Source organism: Proteus sp. fly-1089, assembly GCF_040138965.1.
GTDB classification, from domain to species: domain Bacteria; phylum Pseudomonadota; class Gammaproteobacteria; order Enterobacterales; family Enterobacteriaceae; genus Proteus; species Proteus vulgaris_B.
Map to the genome: position 1 here is coordinate 58,132 of NZ_JBEETS010000002.1, position 14,150 is coordinate 72,281.

At 37.3% G+C, this 14,150-nt stretch carries 17 protein-coding genes; 12 read left to right on the forward strand and 5 right to left on the reverse strand.

Annotated elements, in window-relative coordinates; translation table 11 throughout:
• Positions 1 to 12 precede the first annotated feature (12 nt).
• Positions 13 to 939: a LysR family transcriptional regulator gene (locus ABN080_RS06790; RefSeq protein ID WP_196553662.1), complete on the forward strand. Its 927-nt coding sequence runs from the start codon at positions 13 to 15 to the stop codon at positions 937 to 939.
• Here the strand turns inward: ABN080_RS06790 and ABN080_RS06795 are convergent.
• Entirely contained in the window at positions 916 to 1,836 is a 921-nt protein-coding gene (locus ABN080_RS06795) for a LysR family transcriptional regulator (protein ID WP_072070909.1), read from the reverse strand. The genes ABN080_RS06790 and ABN080_RS06795 overlap by 24 nt on opposite strands.
• A 105-nt stretch (positions 1,837 to 1,941) precedes the next feature.
• Between ABN080_RS06795 and ABN080_RS06800 the strand changes: the two genes are divergently transcribed.
• Together ABN080_RS06800 and ABN080_RS06805 are read left to right on the forward strand one after the other, a co-directional pair.
• On the forward strand, positions 1,942 to 2,814 hold the full coding sequence (locus tag ABN080_RS06800) for an MBL fold metallo-hydrolase (protein WP_349439695.1): 873 nt from the start codon (positions 1,942 to 1,944) through the stop codon (positions 2,812 to 2,814).
• A complete protein-coding gene (locus ABN080_RS06805) occupies positions 2,802 to 3,470 on the forward strand; it encodes a DsbA family protein (RefSeq protein ID WP_349440680.1) in 669 nt (222 codons plus the stop codon). Before ABN080_RS06800 ends, ABN080_RS06805 begins: the two co-directional genes overlap by 13 nt.
• A 107-nt stretch (positions 3,471 to 3,577) precedes the next feature.
• On the opposite strand, the gene ABN080_RS06810 is transcribed toward ABN080_RS06805, so the two are convergent.
• Positions 3,578 to 4,003 carry a prepilin peptidase gene (locus tag ABN080_RS06810; protein WP_196553659.1) on the reverse strand — a complete coding sequence of 142 codons (426 nt, stop codon included), beginning with the start codon at positions 4,001 to 4,003 and terminating at the stop codon, positions 3,578 to 3,580.
• Between the two features lie 455 nt (positions 4,004 to 4,458).
• Here ABN080_RS06810 and rsmE point away from each other — a divergent pair, with 455 nt between their 5' ends.
• The 4 genes from rsmE to ruvX all read left to right on the forward strand — a co-directional run bounded on the left by rsmE (position 4,459) and on the right by ruvX (position 7,277).
• Positions 4,459 to 5,190, forward strand: a complete 732-nt coding sequence (gene rsmE, locus ABN080_RS06815; RefSeq protein ID WP_196553658.1) for a 16S rRNA (uracil(1498)-N(3))-methyltransferase — start codon at positions 4,459 to 4,461, stop codon at positions 5,188 to 5,190.
• 10 nt (positions 5,191 to 5,200) lie between these two features.
• A complete protein-coding gene (gene gshB / locus ABN080_RS06820; RefSeq protein ID WP_349440681.1) occupies positions 5,201 to 6,157 on the forward strand; it encodes a glutathione synthase in 957 nt (318 codons plus the stop codon).
• A gap of 137 nt (positions 6,158 to 6,294) precedes the next feature.
• Entirely contained in the window at positions 6,295 to 6,858 is a 564-nt protein-coding gene (locus ABN080_RS06825) for a YqgE/AlgH family protein (RefSeq protein WP_349440682.1), read from the forward strand.
• A complete protein-coding gene (gene ruvX, locus ABN080_RS06830; protein WP_072071102.1) occupies positions 6,858 to 7,277 on the forward strand; it encodes a Holliday junction resolvase RuvX in 420 nt (139 codons plus the stop codon). The genes ABN080_RS06825 and ruvX overlap by 1 nt, the downstream gene beginning before the upstream one ends.
• 52 nt (positions 7,278 to 7,329) lie before the next feature.
• Here the strand turns inward: ruvX and ABN080_RS06835 are convergent, their stop codons facing one another.
• The gene (locus tag ABN080_RS06835; RefSeq protein ID WP_349440683.1) at positions 7,330 to 8,334 is read right to left on the reverse strand and encodes a type IV pilus twitching motility protein PilT; all 1,005 of its coding nucleotides are present in this window, start codon (positions 8,332 to 8,334) and stop codon (positions 7,330 to 7,332) included.
• 21 nt (positions 8,335 to 8,355) lie between these two features.
• Here ABN080_RS06835 and ABN080_RS06840 point away from each other — a divergent pair, with 21 nt between their 5' ends.
• Genes ABN080_RS06840 through hemW form a run of 5 tightly spaced genes read left to right on the forward strand, consistent with a single transcriptional unit; the run spans position 8,356 to position 12,191 of the window.
• Positions 8,356 to 9,054: a YggS family pyridoxal phosphate-dependent enzyme gene (locus ABN080_RS06840; protein WP_349440684.1), complete on the forward strand. Its 699-nt coding sequence runs from the start codon at positions 8,356 to 8,358 to the stop codon at positions 9,052 to 9,054.
• 14 nt (positions 9,055 to 9,068) lie between these two features.
• Positions 9,069 to 9,887, forward strand: a complete 819-nt coding sequence (gene proC, locus ABN080_RS06845) for a pyrroline-5-carboxylate reductase (protein WP_349440685.1) — start codon at positions 9,069 to 9,071, stop codon at positions 9,885 to 9,887.
• Between the two features lie 18 nt (positions 9,888 to 9,905).
• Entirely contained in the window at positions 9,906 to 10,463 is a 558-nt protein-coding gene (locus tag ABN080_RS06850) for a YggT family protein (RefSeq protein ID WP_072071106.1), read from the forward strand.
• Between the two features lie 11 nt (positions 10,464 to 10,474).
• Positions 10,475 to 11,068, forward strand: a complete 594-nt coding sequence (locus ABN080_RS06855) for an XTP/dITP diphosphatase (RefSeq protein ID WP_197269470.1) — start codon at positions 10,475 to 10,477, stop codon at positions 11,066 to 11,068.
• Positions 11,061 to 12,191, forward strand: a complete 1,131-nt coding sequence (gene hemW, locus ABN080_RS06860; protein WP_349440686.1) for a radical SAM family heme chaperone HemW — start codon at positions 11,061 to 11,063, stop codon at positions 12,189 to 12,191. The genes ABN080_RS06855 and hemW overlap by 8 nt, the downstream gene beginning before the upstream one ends.
• Positions 12,192 to 12,286: 95 nt before the next feature.
• On the opposite strand, the gene ABN080_RS06865 is transcribed toward hemW, so the two are convergent.
• Both ABN080_RS06865 and ABN080_RS06870 read right to left on the reverse strand, forming a co-directional pair.
• The gene (locus tag ABN080_RS06865) at positions 12,287 to 13,237 is read right to left on the reverse strand and encodes a siderophore ABC transporter substrate-binding protein (protein ID WP_349440687.1); all 951 of its coding nucleotides are present in this window, start codon (positions 13,235 to 13,237) and stop codon (positions 12,287 to 12,289) included.
• Between the two features lie 153 nt (positions 13,238 to 13,390).
• On the reverse strand, positions 13,391 to 14,134 hold the full coding sequence (locus tag ABN080_RS06870; protein WP_196553649.1) for a DUF2884 family protein: 744 nt from the start codon (positions 14,132 to 14,134) through the stop codon (positions 13,391 to 13,393).
• Positions 14,135 to 14,150 lie beyond the last annotated feature (16 nt).

Sequence of the window (14,150 nt, forward strand, 5' to 3'; positions counted from 1 at the left end):
TAGGAATAATAAATGAAAGCTCCTTTTAACTGGCGACATATTGAAATATTTCATGCTGTAATGACGACACAAAATCTCACTGAAGCAGCTGAATTACTGAAAACCTCACAACCTACTGTAAGTCGAGAGTTATCACGTCTTGAGCATTTATTATCATTTAAGTTATTTGACAGGATAAAAGGTCGGCTTCAGCCCACAGCAGAAGGATTACGCTTTTTTGAAGAAGTACAACGCTCTTATTATGGTTTAGATAGGATCATTAATGTTGCTGAAAGTATTCGTCATTTTCGACAAGCTGAACTAAATATCACTTGTTTACCTGCATTCGCTCAATCATTGCTACCTTCTATTTGTCGTCAATTTATTGATCAACATCCCGATGTCAATTTAACCATAGTCCCTCAAGAATCACCATTGTTAGAAGAATGGCTATCTGCTCAACATTATGATTTAGGATTAACAGAACACACCCAGACACCAGCAGGAACTCGACAAGAAACACTTTTAACACTCAATGAAGTTGCCGTTTTACCTAAGTCACATCCATTGTGTCAAAAAACATTGTTACACCCGTCTGATTTTCAGAACGAGCGTTTTATCAGCTTATCTGTTAATGATACTTATCGACAGCTCATTGATACCGTTTTTATTCAAGAAGGAATAACGCGACAATTAATCATGGAAACACAAAGTGCTGCATCTATTTGCGCCATGGTCAGTGAAAATATCGGCATTTCAATTGTTAACCCTATTACTGCTCTTGATTACCTCAATAAAACACTTTGTATTCGCCCTTTAAGTTTTACAATCCCTTTTACTATAAGCTTAATTTGCCCATCTCACCGCCCATCATCACAGCTGGTTTCCTATTTTATTGATGTAATGAAAAGTGCATTAGCGAATTACCCTGCACACTTAAAGCTCGCCTTTACCCGATAAACCAAGCCAATGTGAAGAGGATGAAAACCATTCAACAAGAAAATCGAGCAATACACGTACTGCAGCTGGCATATTTTGCCGACTTGCTAAAACAGCATAAATCCCCATAGGTTGAGCTTGATAGTCAGCTAAAACGTGTTCTAACTCTCCACTTTCAAGATAAGGTTTTGCTGAATAATAAGGCTGTAATGATATCCCCGCTCCTTTTAATGTTGCCTGTAATAACACAACGGATTCATTAGCACTCAAATTACCGCCAACGGGCACAGAATAACGCTTATCTCCTAAATTGAATTCCCACAAGCTACGACCAAAAAAACGATAAGTTAAACACTGATGTTGAGCGAGATCATCCGGTGTTTTCGGTATTCCTTTTTTTACTAAATAATCTTTATGAGCACATACTACAGAAAGGCATGTTGCCAGCGGCCGCGCAATTAAATTAGGCTCAAGATGATTAGTAATACGCAAAGCAATATCAATGCGTTCTTCCACCAAATTCACTGTTTGATTAGTAATTTGTAAATCGACAGCAATTAAAGGATAACGCTGCATAAACTCACAAATAGCAACAGATAAAATGCTATTTGCTAATGATTGTGAACTGGTAATACGAACAAGCCCACTAATTTGATGACGCTCTTTAGGAATATTGGCAGGGATACGTTCTGCCATTTCTAATAATTGCAAACTTTGTTCATAAACCATCTCACCAACAGATGTTAAGCTCTGTTTGCGTGTCGTTCTATGCAATAAACGAACACCCGCCCATTCCTCCATTTCATTTAAATAGCGAGTTACCATGGCTCTAGACATGCCTAGATAATCAGCAGCTTTTATCATGCTACCTTGCTTCACAATAGTCACAAAAACTTCTGATGCTTTTATTTTATCCATTTTATTTGCTCGATTTACGCAACAATTAATTGCCTGAAATGGGGTTTTTCTCTTGTTTTATGCAACATATTATAGTCAGCAACAACATTATGGAGAAAACAAAAGATGAAAAAATTACTTCCTTTAACACTTGCAACAACCGCCTTCTTCGCAACTTCAGCATTAGCTACTGAATTAACATTAGATATCTATAATCCAGGAGAGGCGAGTGTTTTTCCTGTTTCTTCTGAAATTATTTATGGTGATAAAGATGCTGTTTTAATTGATGCTCAATTTCAGAAAAATGATGCACAAGCCTTAGTTGATAAGATCAAAGCTTCTGGAAAAAACCTGACTTATATTTATATCAGCCATTCAGATCCTGATTTTTATTTTGGATTAGATGTTATTACTGATGCGTTTCCAAATGCTAAAGTGATTGCAACTGCGCCCACAATCAATGCAATCAACGAAACCCAAGCAGGAAAACTGGCCTACTGGAGCACAGTACTTAAAGAAAATGCCCCTAAAAAAATCATCATTCCTGAAGAGGTAACAGGCGATAGTTTTTCTATTGAAGGAGAGACTATTTCTATCAAAGGATTAGATAGCCAATCTCCAGATAGAACATATCTTTATGTTCCAAAACTGAACGCAGTGATGGGGGGTGTTTTAGTTTATGAAAATATTCATGTCTGGTTAGCAGATACTCAAACTATCACAGAGCGCCAACATTGGGTTAAAGCATTGCAACAAATAAAATCACTCTCACCAAAAACTGTTATTCCAGGCCACTATTTACCTAAAGTAACATATAGTCTACAAGCAGTTGACTTTACAATGAATTATCTAATTGAGGCTGAGAAAAATCTTGAAAAGACAAAAAATTCAGATGAATTTATTGCAGTGATGGAAAAAACTCATCAGAATTTAGCAGATAAATCAAGCTTAGAGCTCAGTGCAAAAGTACTTAAAGGAGAGATGCAATGGCCTCAGTAACAAGCAGTACAGGTAACACTCATAGTACTAAAACATTGCACTATGTTTACGATCCTCTTTGTGGTTGGTGTTATGGCATTGCTCCCCTTATTGAAGTAGTGAGTAATATATTTCCAGATGCTATTAAGTTACATGGTGGTGGTTTATTTACACCAACAAGAGCCGTAACCGGTGGTCAATCATGGAAAGAGCACGTCACCCCCATTGATGAACGTATTAGTCAGTTATCAGGTCAAGTATTTAGTCATGCATACCGTGATACTCTTGGTAACACAGAAATGGTATTAAACTCTCTGTTACCTATTTCAGCTATTCTTGTTGCCCAAATAATGGGAAAGCGTGACGTTTATTTATTAAAAGCATTACAAGAAGCCTATTACCTTGACGGTTTAAATATCAGTGATAAAAACACACTGTTATTTATTGTGAAAAAGCTAGACTTTGATGTTGAACAGTTTGCATCTTTACTGTCTGAAATTAATAAAGCACAAACTCAACAACATTTAAGTCAAACACAGCAATTAATGAGCCAAGTTAATGGCCGTGGTTTTCCGACACTATTTATTGAAGATGCTCAAGGTTATCACCTGATATCAGTTGAAAAATATTTAGGTAATACAAAACGTTGGCAGCAATTTATAACAGAAAATCTATAATCAATTTTATAGTGTGCTGATTTATTTACGTATTTCTGCACACTACCTTCTTTATTATTCAAAACATTACCCATTTTAAATGTTGTAAATATAAAATTATCAATAAACTAAAAATAGAAACTAAGCACCATTAGTGTCGAAAAAGATAAACAAGAACCAAATGCGACTTTGTTTAAATATTCTTTTGTGGTTATTAATACGATGCAATACACACAAAGCCCCAACAAAGAAGCACCTAAAAGAATATAAGGTAATTTTTCAAATCCACACCATGCGCCAATTGCACCAAACAATTTCACATCACCAAAACCCAATACACATTCTTGATAAATAAAATATCCCCATAAATAAATGCCATAAAACAGCCCCGTTCCCATTAAAAAACCATAAAAAGCATGATGAAAAAGGACTAAACCATATGTTGTATAATTTATTGATAATCCTAAAAATAACAACCAAAATGTTAAGTCATTAGGCAACAAAAAATAGTCCGCATCAAAAATAGAAAGCGTTAATAAATAAAAAGTTAACATTGAAAATGTTATCAATAAAGACAATGAATTAATTGAAGACATCCAATAAAGAAAAATAACAAAACAACTAAAAATAAGCTGATAACGCCGAGATTTAGGCAATAAAGATAATAATGAATAAAATGTACAAATTTTAATTGTCATAAAAAAACAACGAAGAAAAGAGAGCAAGAAATCACGTTTAAAAAGAAAATAAATAAAATTCATAAATATCAATTCCTTATTTTTTACAGCTCCTGTTAGTTAACAGTATAAGAGAACAAATTGAACACCGAGAATTCTTTTATAATTACCCTAAAAACATGAAATTTTGCGACAAAACTCGCAAGAAAACTCACGCTATAATAACGATAAAAGCAAAGTGATAACTTGCATGCCATAATGTCATGCGTATGATGCATATCACATATTTTATTTATCACGGTTAACCATCTTTTACGTAAGGGTTTCACGTTATGCGTATTCCTCGCATTTATCATCCAGAATCACTCACAACAGGCACGCAAACAACATTAGATGACGAAGCATCTAATCATGTTGGGCGTGTATTAAGAATGTCTACAGGGCAAAAACTGGCATTGTTTGATGGTTCAAACCAGGTGTTTGATGCCGAAATCATTGAAAGCACAAAAAAGTCAGTCACAGTGCAAGTAAATGAAGGCATTGTTGATGATAAAGAATCCCCTCTCGACCTCCATTTAGGGCAAGTATTGTCTAGAGGTGAGAAAATGGAGTTTACTATTCAAAAATCAGTAGAGTTAGGTGTAAATACAATTACGCCACTGATCTCAGAGCGCTGTGGTGTTAAACTAGATCCAAGCCGTTTAGAGAAAAAACATCAACAATGGCAAAAAATTATTATCTCAGCCTGTGAACAGTGTGGTAGAAATACACTTCCACAATTGATGCCAGTGATATCATTAGAAGAATGGTGTGCTCAAAATGATGATAGTTTAAAACTCAATTTACACCCTAGAGCAAACCAAAGTATTAATACCTTACCCTTACCTGTTAAAAAAGTGCGCTTATTGATTGGCCCTGAAGGTGGGCTTTCCCCCGAAGAAATAGCCATGACAGCAGAGCACCATTTTACTGATATTTTATTAGGTCCTCGTGTATTAAGAACTGAAACAACAGCGCTCACCGCAATCACCGCTTTGCAGGTTCGGTTCGGCGATCTGGGATAAAGGAGAAGTAATGATTAAATTAGGTATTGTGATGGATCCAATTTCATCCATCAAAATCAAAAAAGACACCAGCTTTGCCATGCTATTAGAAGCACAGCGCCGTGGTTGGGAAATTCATTATATGGAAATGAACGATCTTTACCTACATCAAGGTGAAGCTCGCGCTCATACTCGTTTACTCAGTGTAGAAGAAAACCCCAAAAAATGGTTTGAATTTGGCCAAGAGCAAGATATTGCTTTAGGTGAACTTGATACTATTTTAATGCGTAAAGATCCGCCTTTTGATACCGAGTTCATCTACGCAACCTATATTTTAGAGCGTGCAGAAGAAATGGGAACACTCATTGTTAATAAGCCACAAAGCTTGCGTGATTGTAACGAAAAACTCTTCACAGCGTGGTTCCCAACATTAACACCAGATACTTTAGTTACCCGTGAAGCTAAACATTTACGTGCTTTTCATGAAAAACACGGTGATGTGATCTTCAAACCATTAGACGGTATGGGTGGCGCATCTATTTTCCGTTTGAAAAAAGACGATCCTAACGTAGGTGTCATTATCGAAACACTCACAGACCATGGCCATCGTTTCTGTATGGCGCAAAATTTCTTACCTGAAATTGTTGATGGTGATAAACGCATTCTTGTTGTAGACGGCGAACCTGTTCCTTATTGCTTAGCACGTATTCCTGCAAAAGGGGAAACTCGTGGCAATTTAGCGGCTGGTGGTCGTGGTGAAGCTCGCCCATTAACAGAGAGTGATTGGGCAATTGCACGTCAAGTCGCACCTATTCTTAAGCAAAAAGGCCTTATTTTTGTTGGCTTAGATGTTATTGGCGATCGTTTGACTGAAATTAACGTCACAAGCCCAACTTGTGCGCGTGAAATTGAAGCTGCTTATCCTGATGTATCTGTAACAGGTATGCTAATGGATGCAATTGAAGTACGCCTAAATAAGAAAAACTAACTTTTAATCCCCCCGCTAAAGGGTTTAAAAGTCTGAACCTAGCCCCTACATATAAATAGATGGTATACATTAAGAAATACAATGTATAAAAGGGCTAGGTTTTTTACTAAAAATGATCAGGGAACAGTATTACTATTATGAATTTACTTAACCATTTTCTTATTGCTATGCCTTCATTAAGCGATCCGTTATTTGAGCGTTCGGTCGTCTATGTTTGCGAACATAATGAAAACGGTGCGATGGGCTTAATTATTAATAAACCTATCGAAGATATCTCAGTGGAAGGCGTATTAGATCAACTAGAGATTTTTTCAACGGACAGAGACGAAGCGATTAGCTTACAAAAACCTGTGATGTCAGGAGGTCCAGTTGCAGAAGAGCATGGTTTTATCTTACATACTCCGGTGTCAGGTTTTAGCTCTAGCATAAAAATCAGTGACAGCACCATGATCACAACATCCAAAGATGTATTAGAAACCTTAGGCACAGCAAGACAACCAGAAAAAACATTAGTTTCTTTGGGATATTCCAGCTGGGAACAAGGTCAGTTAGAGAAAGAGATTTTAGAAAATAGTTGGCTTACAGTTGAAGCTGTGCCTCAGATTATTTTTGATACCCCTATTGCTGAACGTTGGCATAAAGCCGCTGAATTAATTGGGATTAATATCCATACTATTTCGCCTATAGCGGGTCACGCATAATGTCAAACAGAACAGTAATGGGCTTTGATTTTGGCACTAAAAGTATTGGTGCTGCTATTGGTCAAGAAATCACAGGAACTGCTAGACCTTTAGCTTCATTTAAAGCCAAAGACGGCATTCCTGATTGGTCTCAGATCGAAAAAATCATAAAAGAATGGCAACCTGATTTAGTCATTGTGGGTTTACCTCTTAATATGGATGGCACAGAGCAATTAGTCACAACCCAAGCAAAAAAATTTGCCAATCGCCTACATGGTCGATTTGGTGTACAAATTGCCTTGCATGATGAACGCCTTAGTACAGTTGAAGCTCGTTCTCACCTTTTTGAGCGTGGTGGCTATCGTTCATTAGATAAAGGCAGTGTGGATGCAACATCTGCCGTTATTATTCTTGAAAGCTGGTTTGAACAGCAATGCTAACAAGTGCACGTCATGCAAAACGACAGGTCTTGTTAATCTCACTCTTAAGCAATCAATCTCGTTGAATTAATCCTTCATGTTGACGTTGCTGGCGACTTAACATGAAGGTTTGCATGCCATATTCACTACCCGTTTGCATTAATGTTGTTACTTGGTGATATTTCCCTTCTCTAATAAGATGCGAAATGCCCTGCGTAACCTGCATTATTTCAAATAATGCCACTCGCCCACCTTCAGTTGAAGGTACCAACTCTTGTGAAATTATCGCCCTCAAACTGCATGCTAATTGTGATGAAATCCATTGACGCTCATTACCTGCAAATACGTTAGTAACACGTTCAAGTGTTTGTGTTGCGCCTTGAGTATGCAAAGTAGCTAGAACTAAATGCCCTGTTTCAGCTGCGGATAAAGCTAACTTAATACTTTGTGCATCTCTTAACTCACCGAGCATAATAACGTCAGGATCTTGACGTAAAGCACTCTTTATTGCACTTGCACTATTTTTCACATCGCGTCCAACCTCTCGTTGCTGAACAACACTTTGTTTATTGCTATGTATAAATTCGATTGGATCTTCTAGTGTCAAAATATGCTGACGTTGATATTGATTTAAATGATCAATCATCGCAGCTAATGTCGATGACTTTCCACTGCCTGTAGCCCCAGTAACTAAAATAAGCCCATGAGAATAGTTATCTAATAATGTTGAAACCGACTTGGGTACTCGAAGTTTATCTAAAGAAGGTATTTGTGTTTCAATGATCCTTAATACCGCTGAAACACCTTTTTGTTGGCGAAACAAATTAATACGAAGCCGTTGCCCACAGGGCAACGTAAGTGCTGTATCAATCTGCCCTTCATTCTCAAAAATTTGCTTTTGGGCATCCGTCAAAAAAGGCTTGAGCCATGCAAGTAGACTATCGGAAGTGATAGGTTTACATTGATTTTGTTGATAAAGTATTCCATTGATCCGTAATCGTGGTACATCGCCACAACAAAGATGCAGATCAGAGGCGTTATGCTTTACACTATACGCAATTAAATTTTCCATTTTCATCTTATTATCTCCTGAGTTGCCATGAATACTATTAAACAGAATCTCGTCAATGTCAGGTCTCACATTGACACAGCAGCGCAGAAATGCGGCCGTTCTTCAGAAGAAATAACACTACTTGCAGTGAGCAAAACAAAACCTGCGAGCGACATCGAAAAAGCAATCGCGTGTGGACAAACTGAATTTGGTGAAAACTATGTCCAAGAAGGCGTTGATAAAATCAATTATTTTGCTGATAACCACACTTTAGTTTGGCACTTTATCGGTCCTCTACAGTCAAATAAAACACGCCTTGTTGCTGAAAATTTTGATTGGTGCCATACCATTGATAGATTAAAAATCGCTCAAAGATTAAGTGATCAACGTCCTACTTCATTGCCACCATTAAATGTACTTATTCAAATCAATATTAGTGATGAAAACAGCAAATCAGGTATTAATCTCACTGAACTTGATGGGCTAGCAGCACAAATTTCTATTCTTTCAAGCATTAAATTACGTGGATTAATGGCTATTCCCGCACCTGAAAGTAATTATGACAAACAAGTTGAAGTATTAGAAAAAATGCATCTTGCCTTTAAGCAATTACAATCTCAATATCCCAACATAGATACATTATCTATGGGAATGACGAGTGACATGGATGCTGCTATTGCTTGTGGTTCAACACTTGTTCGTATTGGTACAGCAATTTTTGGCGCAAGAGATTACTCGACTAAGTAAAAATAGAGGTTTATATGGAACATCGTAACATCGCTTTTATTGGCGCTGGAAATATGGCTCAAGCCATTATTGCTGGATTGATTCAAGGTGGATATCCAGCACATAAAATAACCGTCAGCTCTCCTTCTGCCATTCGCAGAGAGCCTTTAGAGAAAGAGTTTGGTATCCATAGTACTAATGACAATATTAGCGCAGTGAAAAAAGCGGATGTCATTATACTGGCTGTAAAACCTCAAATGATGGAAGAAGTTTGTAAGCCCTTACAAAATATTGATATGAGTAAAAAGTTAGTCCTCACTATCGCTGCTGGCATTCCTGCTACACGTTATAACGACTATTTTGCAGCTCAATTACAACTCGTTCGTATTATGCCAAACACGCCTGCACTCGTAGGTAAAGGCTTAAGTGGTATGTTCGCGTGCCATTCACTTTCATCTCAAGATAAACAATTCGCCGATGAATTAATGAAAAGTGTCGGAACAACTGTTTGGGTAGAGCAAGAATCTGCCATCAATGATATTATCGCCGTTGCTGGTAGTGCACCCGCTTATTTCTTCTTGTTTATGGAATCAATGCAACAAGAAGCTGAACGTTTAGGTTTTTCACCTGATGTAGCAAGAGCCATCGTGCAACAAGCGGCAAGTGGCTCTACTGCCTTGGCTGAAAAGCAACATATGCTACCTTTCTCAACTTTACGCGAGCAGGTAACATCAAAAGGTGGAACGACAGCCGCTGCGCTTATGCAGTTTTATGAAGGTAAATTACCTGAAAACGTCGCTTCTGCCATGCAAGCTGCGATTAAACGTGCGCAAGAAATGGAAAAACAATTTTAATTTCATCAGGGCCAACTAATGAATTTTTTAAATTTCGTCATTCTGACTCTTCTTCAACTCTATACATCCGTACTTTTATTACGTGTTTGGATGCAATGTGTTAGAGCTGATTTTTATAATCCTTTTTCACAATTTATCGTCAAGATCACACAGCCAATTGTTCGCCCATTAAGAAGTGTAATTCCTTCTATTGGCCCTATTGATACAGCCTCCGTTTTACTGGCATATGTATTAATTCTACTAGGTATTATTATTCCATCTTATCTATCTGGAACATCATTTCCTTTATCTTTAATGTTTCCATTTGCTTTTATTGAACTACTTACAGCAGCAGGTAAGATGATTTTTTGGTTGATCATTATCCGCGCTATCCTTAGCTGGGTAAGCCAAGGTCGTAATCCAATTGATCATCTTTTATATCAATTAACAGAGCCATTAATGGCACCTATTCGTCGTGTAATTCCGGCAATGGGCGGTTTAGATTTCTCTGCAATGATTGTTATTCTCGTGCTTTACGCTCTGAATTATCTGCGTGTAGACGTTTTACAATGGTTACTTAGCGCAACCCTTTACTAAGGATAACACTCATGCAAAAAGTGGTGCTCGCAACAGGAAATCAGGGAAAAGTCAAAGAGCTAGCCTCTTTGCTTTCTGATTTTGGTTTAGATATTGTTGCTCAAACAGAGCTTGGTGTTGATTCAGTTGAAGAAACTGGCTTAACTTTTGTCGAAAATGCGCTAATTAAAGCGCGTTATGCAGCAAAAGTAACCGGTTTACCTGCAATTGCCGATGACTCAGGAATTTCGGTTGATGCTTTAGGTGGTGCACCAGGAATTTACTCAGCACGCTATGCAGGTGTAGATGCAAATGATCAGCAAAATCTGGATAAATTGCTTAATGCAATGAAAGATGTACCTACTGAAAAACGCCAAGCGCAATTTAATTGTGTATTGGTTTATATGCGCCATGAAAACGATCCAACACCTCTGATTTTCCATGGTATTTGGCATGGTGTATTAAGCACAGAAATGCATGGTGAAGGTGGATTTGGTTATGATCCTATTTTCTTTGTTCCAGAGTTAAATTGCACTGCAGCGCAATTAACTAAAGAGCAAAAAAATCAGCACTCGCATCGTGGTAAAGCACTTAAATTAATGTTGGATGCCCTTAAGAATGCTTAAGTTGCCCCCATTAAGTTTATATATTCATATTCCTTGGTGTGTACAAAAATGCCCTTATTGTGATTTCAATTCACACACACTAAAAGGTGAAGTACCACATCAGGAATATGTGCAACATTTACTCAATGACTTAGATGCTGATCTTATTCACGTCGGTTCTCGTGAAGTTCAAACGATATTTATTGGTGGTGGAACACCTAGTTTATTAAGTGCTGAATCAATGGCTGATTTGCTTTATGGTGTTAAAGAACGCTTAGCTGTTAACCCTAATGCAGAAATTACCATGGAAGCAAATCCGGGAACCGTAGAAGCTGAACGCTTTGCCGGATTCCAACGTGCTGGTGTAAATCGTATTTCTATTGGTGTGCAAAGTTTTGGCAATGATAAACTTATTCGCTTAGGGCGCATTCATGATGCAGATGAAGCTAAAAATGCAGCTCGTTTAGCCAAAGAATTAGGCTTACGTAGTTTTAATTTAGATTTAATGCATGGATTACCAGACCAATCATTATCTCAAGCGCTTTCGGATTTACAGCAAGCAATAGAATTATCCCCACCACATTTGTCTTGGTATCAATTAACCATTGAACCCAACACACAATTTGGTTCCCGCCCGCCTAAATTACCTGACGATGATATGTTGTGGGATATTTTCTCAGAAGGCGATAAATTATTGACAGCTGCAGGCTATCAACAATATGAAACATCAGCATATTGCAAACCGGGTTTTCAATGTGAGCACAACTTAAACTATTGGCGTTTTGGAGATTATTTAGGTATTGGCTGTGGTGCTCATGGAAAAATAAGTTTTGAAGATGGTCGCATAATGCGAACAGTAAAAACCAAGCACCCTAAAGGTTTTATGGAAGGCCGTTATCTCGATCAGCAACATTTTGTTGATAATGATGACCGTCCATTTGAATTTTTTATGAACCGTTTTCGCCTATTAGAAGCATTTCCAAGACAAGATTTCAGCAATTATACGGGGCTTTCTGAAGAGGTTATTCGCGATCAGATAGATGAAGCATTGGCTTTAGGTTATATCAGTGAAACAGACACTCATTGGCAAATTACACCTCATGGCAAGCTGTTCCTCAACTCATTGCTTGAACTATTTCTTTAATATTAATGATTTGAAATAGCTAGCTTAAAAAATGCCCATACTGTTATTCTCAGTTGGGCATTTTTCTTTAATAACAAACTTTAAAGATTAATCAATTAAAGTGCACTTTCTACTGCTTCAATCTGTTTAGTTAAGCTATCTAAACCACCGCCAGAGAGATACCAAAGATCAGCTTGCAGATAAACAATACCACCATTTTTATAAGCTGAAGTTGTTTTGATAGCATCATCTTCAAATGCGGCTTTTTCTAATTTACCCGCACCAATGGCTTCGCTACGATCCACAATTAAAATAACATCTGGATTAACTTTTGCGATCATTTCTGATGTAACTACACGACGTTTACCTTTATCTTCCTCTGCTACAGGTGGTAACTCGGCTCTTTTTGCCTTAACAACATCATAAACAACACTTTGATTATTAGGCATTAAATTACCAGCATTATGCATCAACACTAATATTTTTTTATCAGATTCAGTAGCTTTTTTCTGAGCTTGCTCAATAACGTTATTTAATTTAGTAATTTGTTCTTGAGTCGCTTGCTGTTTATCAAATAACTCACCTAATAATTTTATATTCGACTCAACTGAATTGAGATAATTAGCGCTATTAGTACCTAAATTAACAGTAGGTGCAATTTTCGCTAAAGCTTCATAAGACGCACCTTGGCGACCAGTAATAATGATTAAATCAGGTTTAATTTCAGCTAGTTTTTCTAAGTCTGGCGCTTTCATACCACCGACATTAGCAACATTACTTGCAATACTACCTTTAATGTAAGCAGGGGCATTACCTAACGGCAACCCAACCACTTTATCGGCTAAGCCTAACTGAACTAAAGAATCATAGAGGCCAAAATCAAATAGGACCACTTTGGATGGGTTTTTAGCGACCGTTGTTTCACCTAACAAGTGTTTAATCACTATCTTGTCATTCTGCTGATTAATAACTTGGTTAGGTTGATATTCAATTGGCGTTTTGCTTAACGCAGAGAAACTCGTTACAGAAAGGATAGATGCGATAACTAAAGGAAGGATCTTCTTCATTAATTTTGCCCTGTTTAAGTGGAATACTCAAACAGGGCATTGTAAACAGCTCATCTCACAAGTCAATTGAATAGGAATGATTTTCATTATTATTTTCAATTATTGTGAGTTCACAATTTATAAAGCTTATTAATTACAAGGAATATAACGCTATTATTTATTCATATTTAATGAATTAATAAGTTCGATATGTTGGTTTTCCATCTGAGTTATTTTACTACAAGCTTGCTGACCAAATTGAGTAAATGCAGCTTCTTGCTGCTTCCACTCCTGATCTATGATTTTTTGGAAACCATCTAAGCTTCCTAATAATCCACCTAAGGCTTTTTTACTGTCGCCACCAGCAGCCGCTAATAACTGTTTTTTCCCCAATTCATTAATGCTGTCTTGCAACATACCACCAAGACTATTCTCTACGATTTCACGGCCTTTGGCTTCAACTTCTTTAATAGCTTGAGCATGAAAGGTGATGTTATTAGGTTCTATGCTAACCACTCTATCCATTTGTTGATTAAGATCTTTCTCTAACCGACTTAATCTATTGAGGATGTTGCTTTCTTTACCAAAAGCTTCAATCACCACTTTATCGAGCACTTTGCGAGAATCTTGCAGTTTTACCCCGGTTTCAGTTCTTAACCAAGGTACGTCTCGTCTAACTGTGGCTTGATACTTTTTTGCTAACTCTTGTTGTTGTGGCGTCAATGTGGCGCTTTTTTCATTTTGGAGTAATGTGCCATCAGGATAAATGACCATTAAACCATGTGAACCTGCAACTTCAACAAATTCAGAGGTTATGCGCAAATCATCTTTTGGCATTACAGCACAATCAAAACTGGGGGATGCATTGGCAGAGCCTGCAACAAAAAACAGTGCTACAGCAATATTTCTTAAATTCATAACAACTCTCCTGAAA

Excerpts from the sequence above, each read along its gene's own strand:
- ABN080_RS06790 (WP_196553662.1), top strand. The coding sequence starts at position 13 with ATGAAAGCTCCTTTTAACTGGCGACATATTGAAATATTTCATGCTGTA.
- ABN080_RS06795 (WP_072070909.1), bottom strand. The coding sequence starts at position 1,836 with ATGGATAAAATAAAAGCATCAGAAGTTTTTGTGACTATTGTGAAGCAA.
- ABN080_RS06800 (WP_349439695.1), top strand. The coding sequence starts at position 1,942 with ATGAAAAAATTACTTCCTTTAACACTTGCAACAACCGCCTTCTTCGCA.
- ABN080_RS06805 (WP_349440680.1), top strand. The coding sequence starts at position 2,802 with ATGGCCTCAGTAACAAGCAGTACAGGTAACACTCATAGTACTAAAACA.
- ABN080_RS06810 (WP_196553659.1), bottom strand. The coding sequence starts at position 4,003 with ATGTTAACTTTTTATTTATTAACGCTTTCTATTTTTGATGCGGACTAT.
- rsmE (WP_196553658.1), top strand. The coding sequence starts at position 4,459 with ATGCGTATTCCTCGCATTTATCATCCAGAATCACTCACAACAGGCACG.
- gshB (WP_349440681.1), top strand. The coding sequence starts at position 5,201 with ATGATTAAATTAGGTATTGTGATGGATCCAATTTCATCCATCAAAATC.
- ABN080_RS06825 (WP_349440682.1), top strand. The coding sequence starts at position 6,295 with ATGAATTTACTTAACCATTTTCTTATTGCTATGCCTTCATTAAGCGAT.
- ruvX (WP_072071102.1), top strand. The coding sequence starts at position 6,858 with ATGTCAAACAGAACAGTAATGGGCTTTGATTTTGGCACTAAAAGTATT.
- ABN080_RS06835 (WP_349440683.1), bottom strand. The coding sequence starts at position 8,334 with ATGAAAATGGAAAATTTAATTGCGTATAGTGTAAAGCATAACGCCTCT.
- ABN080_RS06840 (WP_349440684.1), top strand. The coding sequence starts at position 8,356 with ATGAATACTATTAAACAGAATCTCGTCAATGTCAGGTCTCACATTGAC.
- proC (WP_349440685.1), top strand. The coding sequence starts at position 9,069 with ATGGAACATCGTAACATCGCTTTTATTGGCGCTGGAAATATGGCTCAA.
- ABN080_RS06850 (WP_072071106.1), top strand. The coding sequence starts at position 9,906 with ATGAATTTTTTAAATTTCGTCATTCTGACTCTTCTTCAACTCTATACA.
- ABN080_RS06855 (WP_197269470.1), top strand. The coding sequence starts at position 10,475 with ATGCAAAAAGTGGTGCTCGCAACAGGAAATCAGGGAAAAGTCAAAGAG.
- hemW (WP_349440686.1), top strand. The coding sequence starts at position 11,061 with ATGCTTAAGTTGCCCCCATTAAGTTTATATATTCATATTCCTTGGTGT.
- ABN080_RS06865 (WP_349440687.1), bottom strand. The coding sequence starts at position 13,237 with ATGAAGAAGATCCTTCCTTTAGTTATCGCATCTATCCTTTCTGTAACG.
- ABN080_RS06870 (WP_196553649.1), bottom strand. The coding sequence starts at position 14,134 with ATGAATTTAAGAAATATTGCTGTAGCACTGTTTTTTGTTGCAGGCTCT.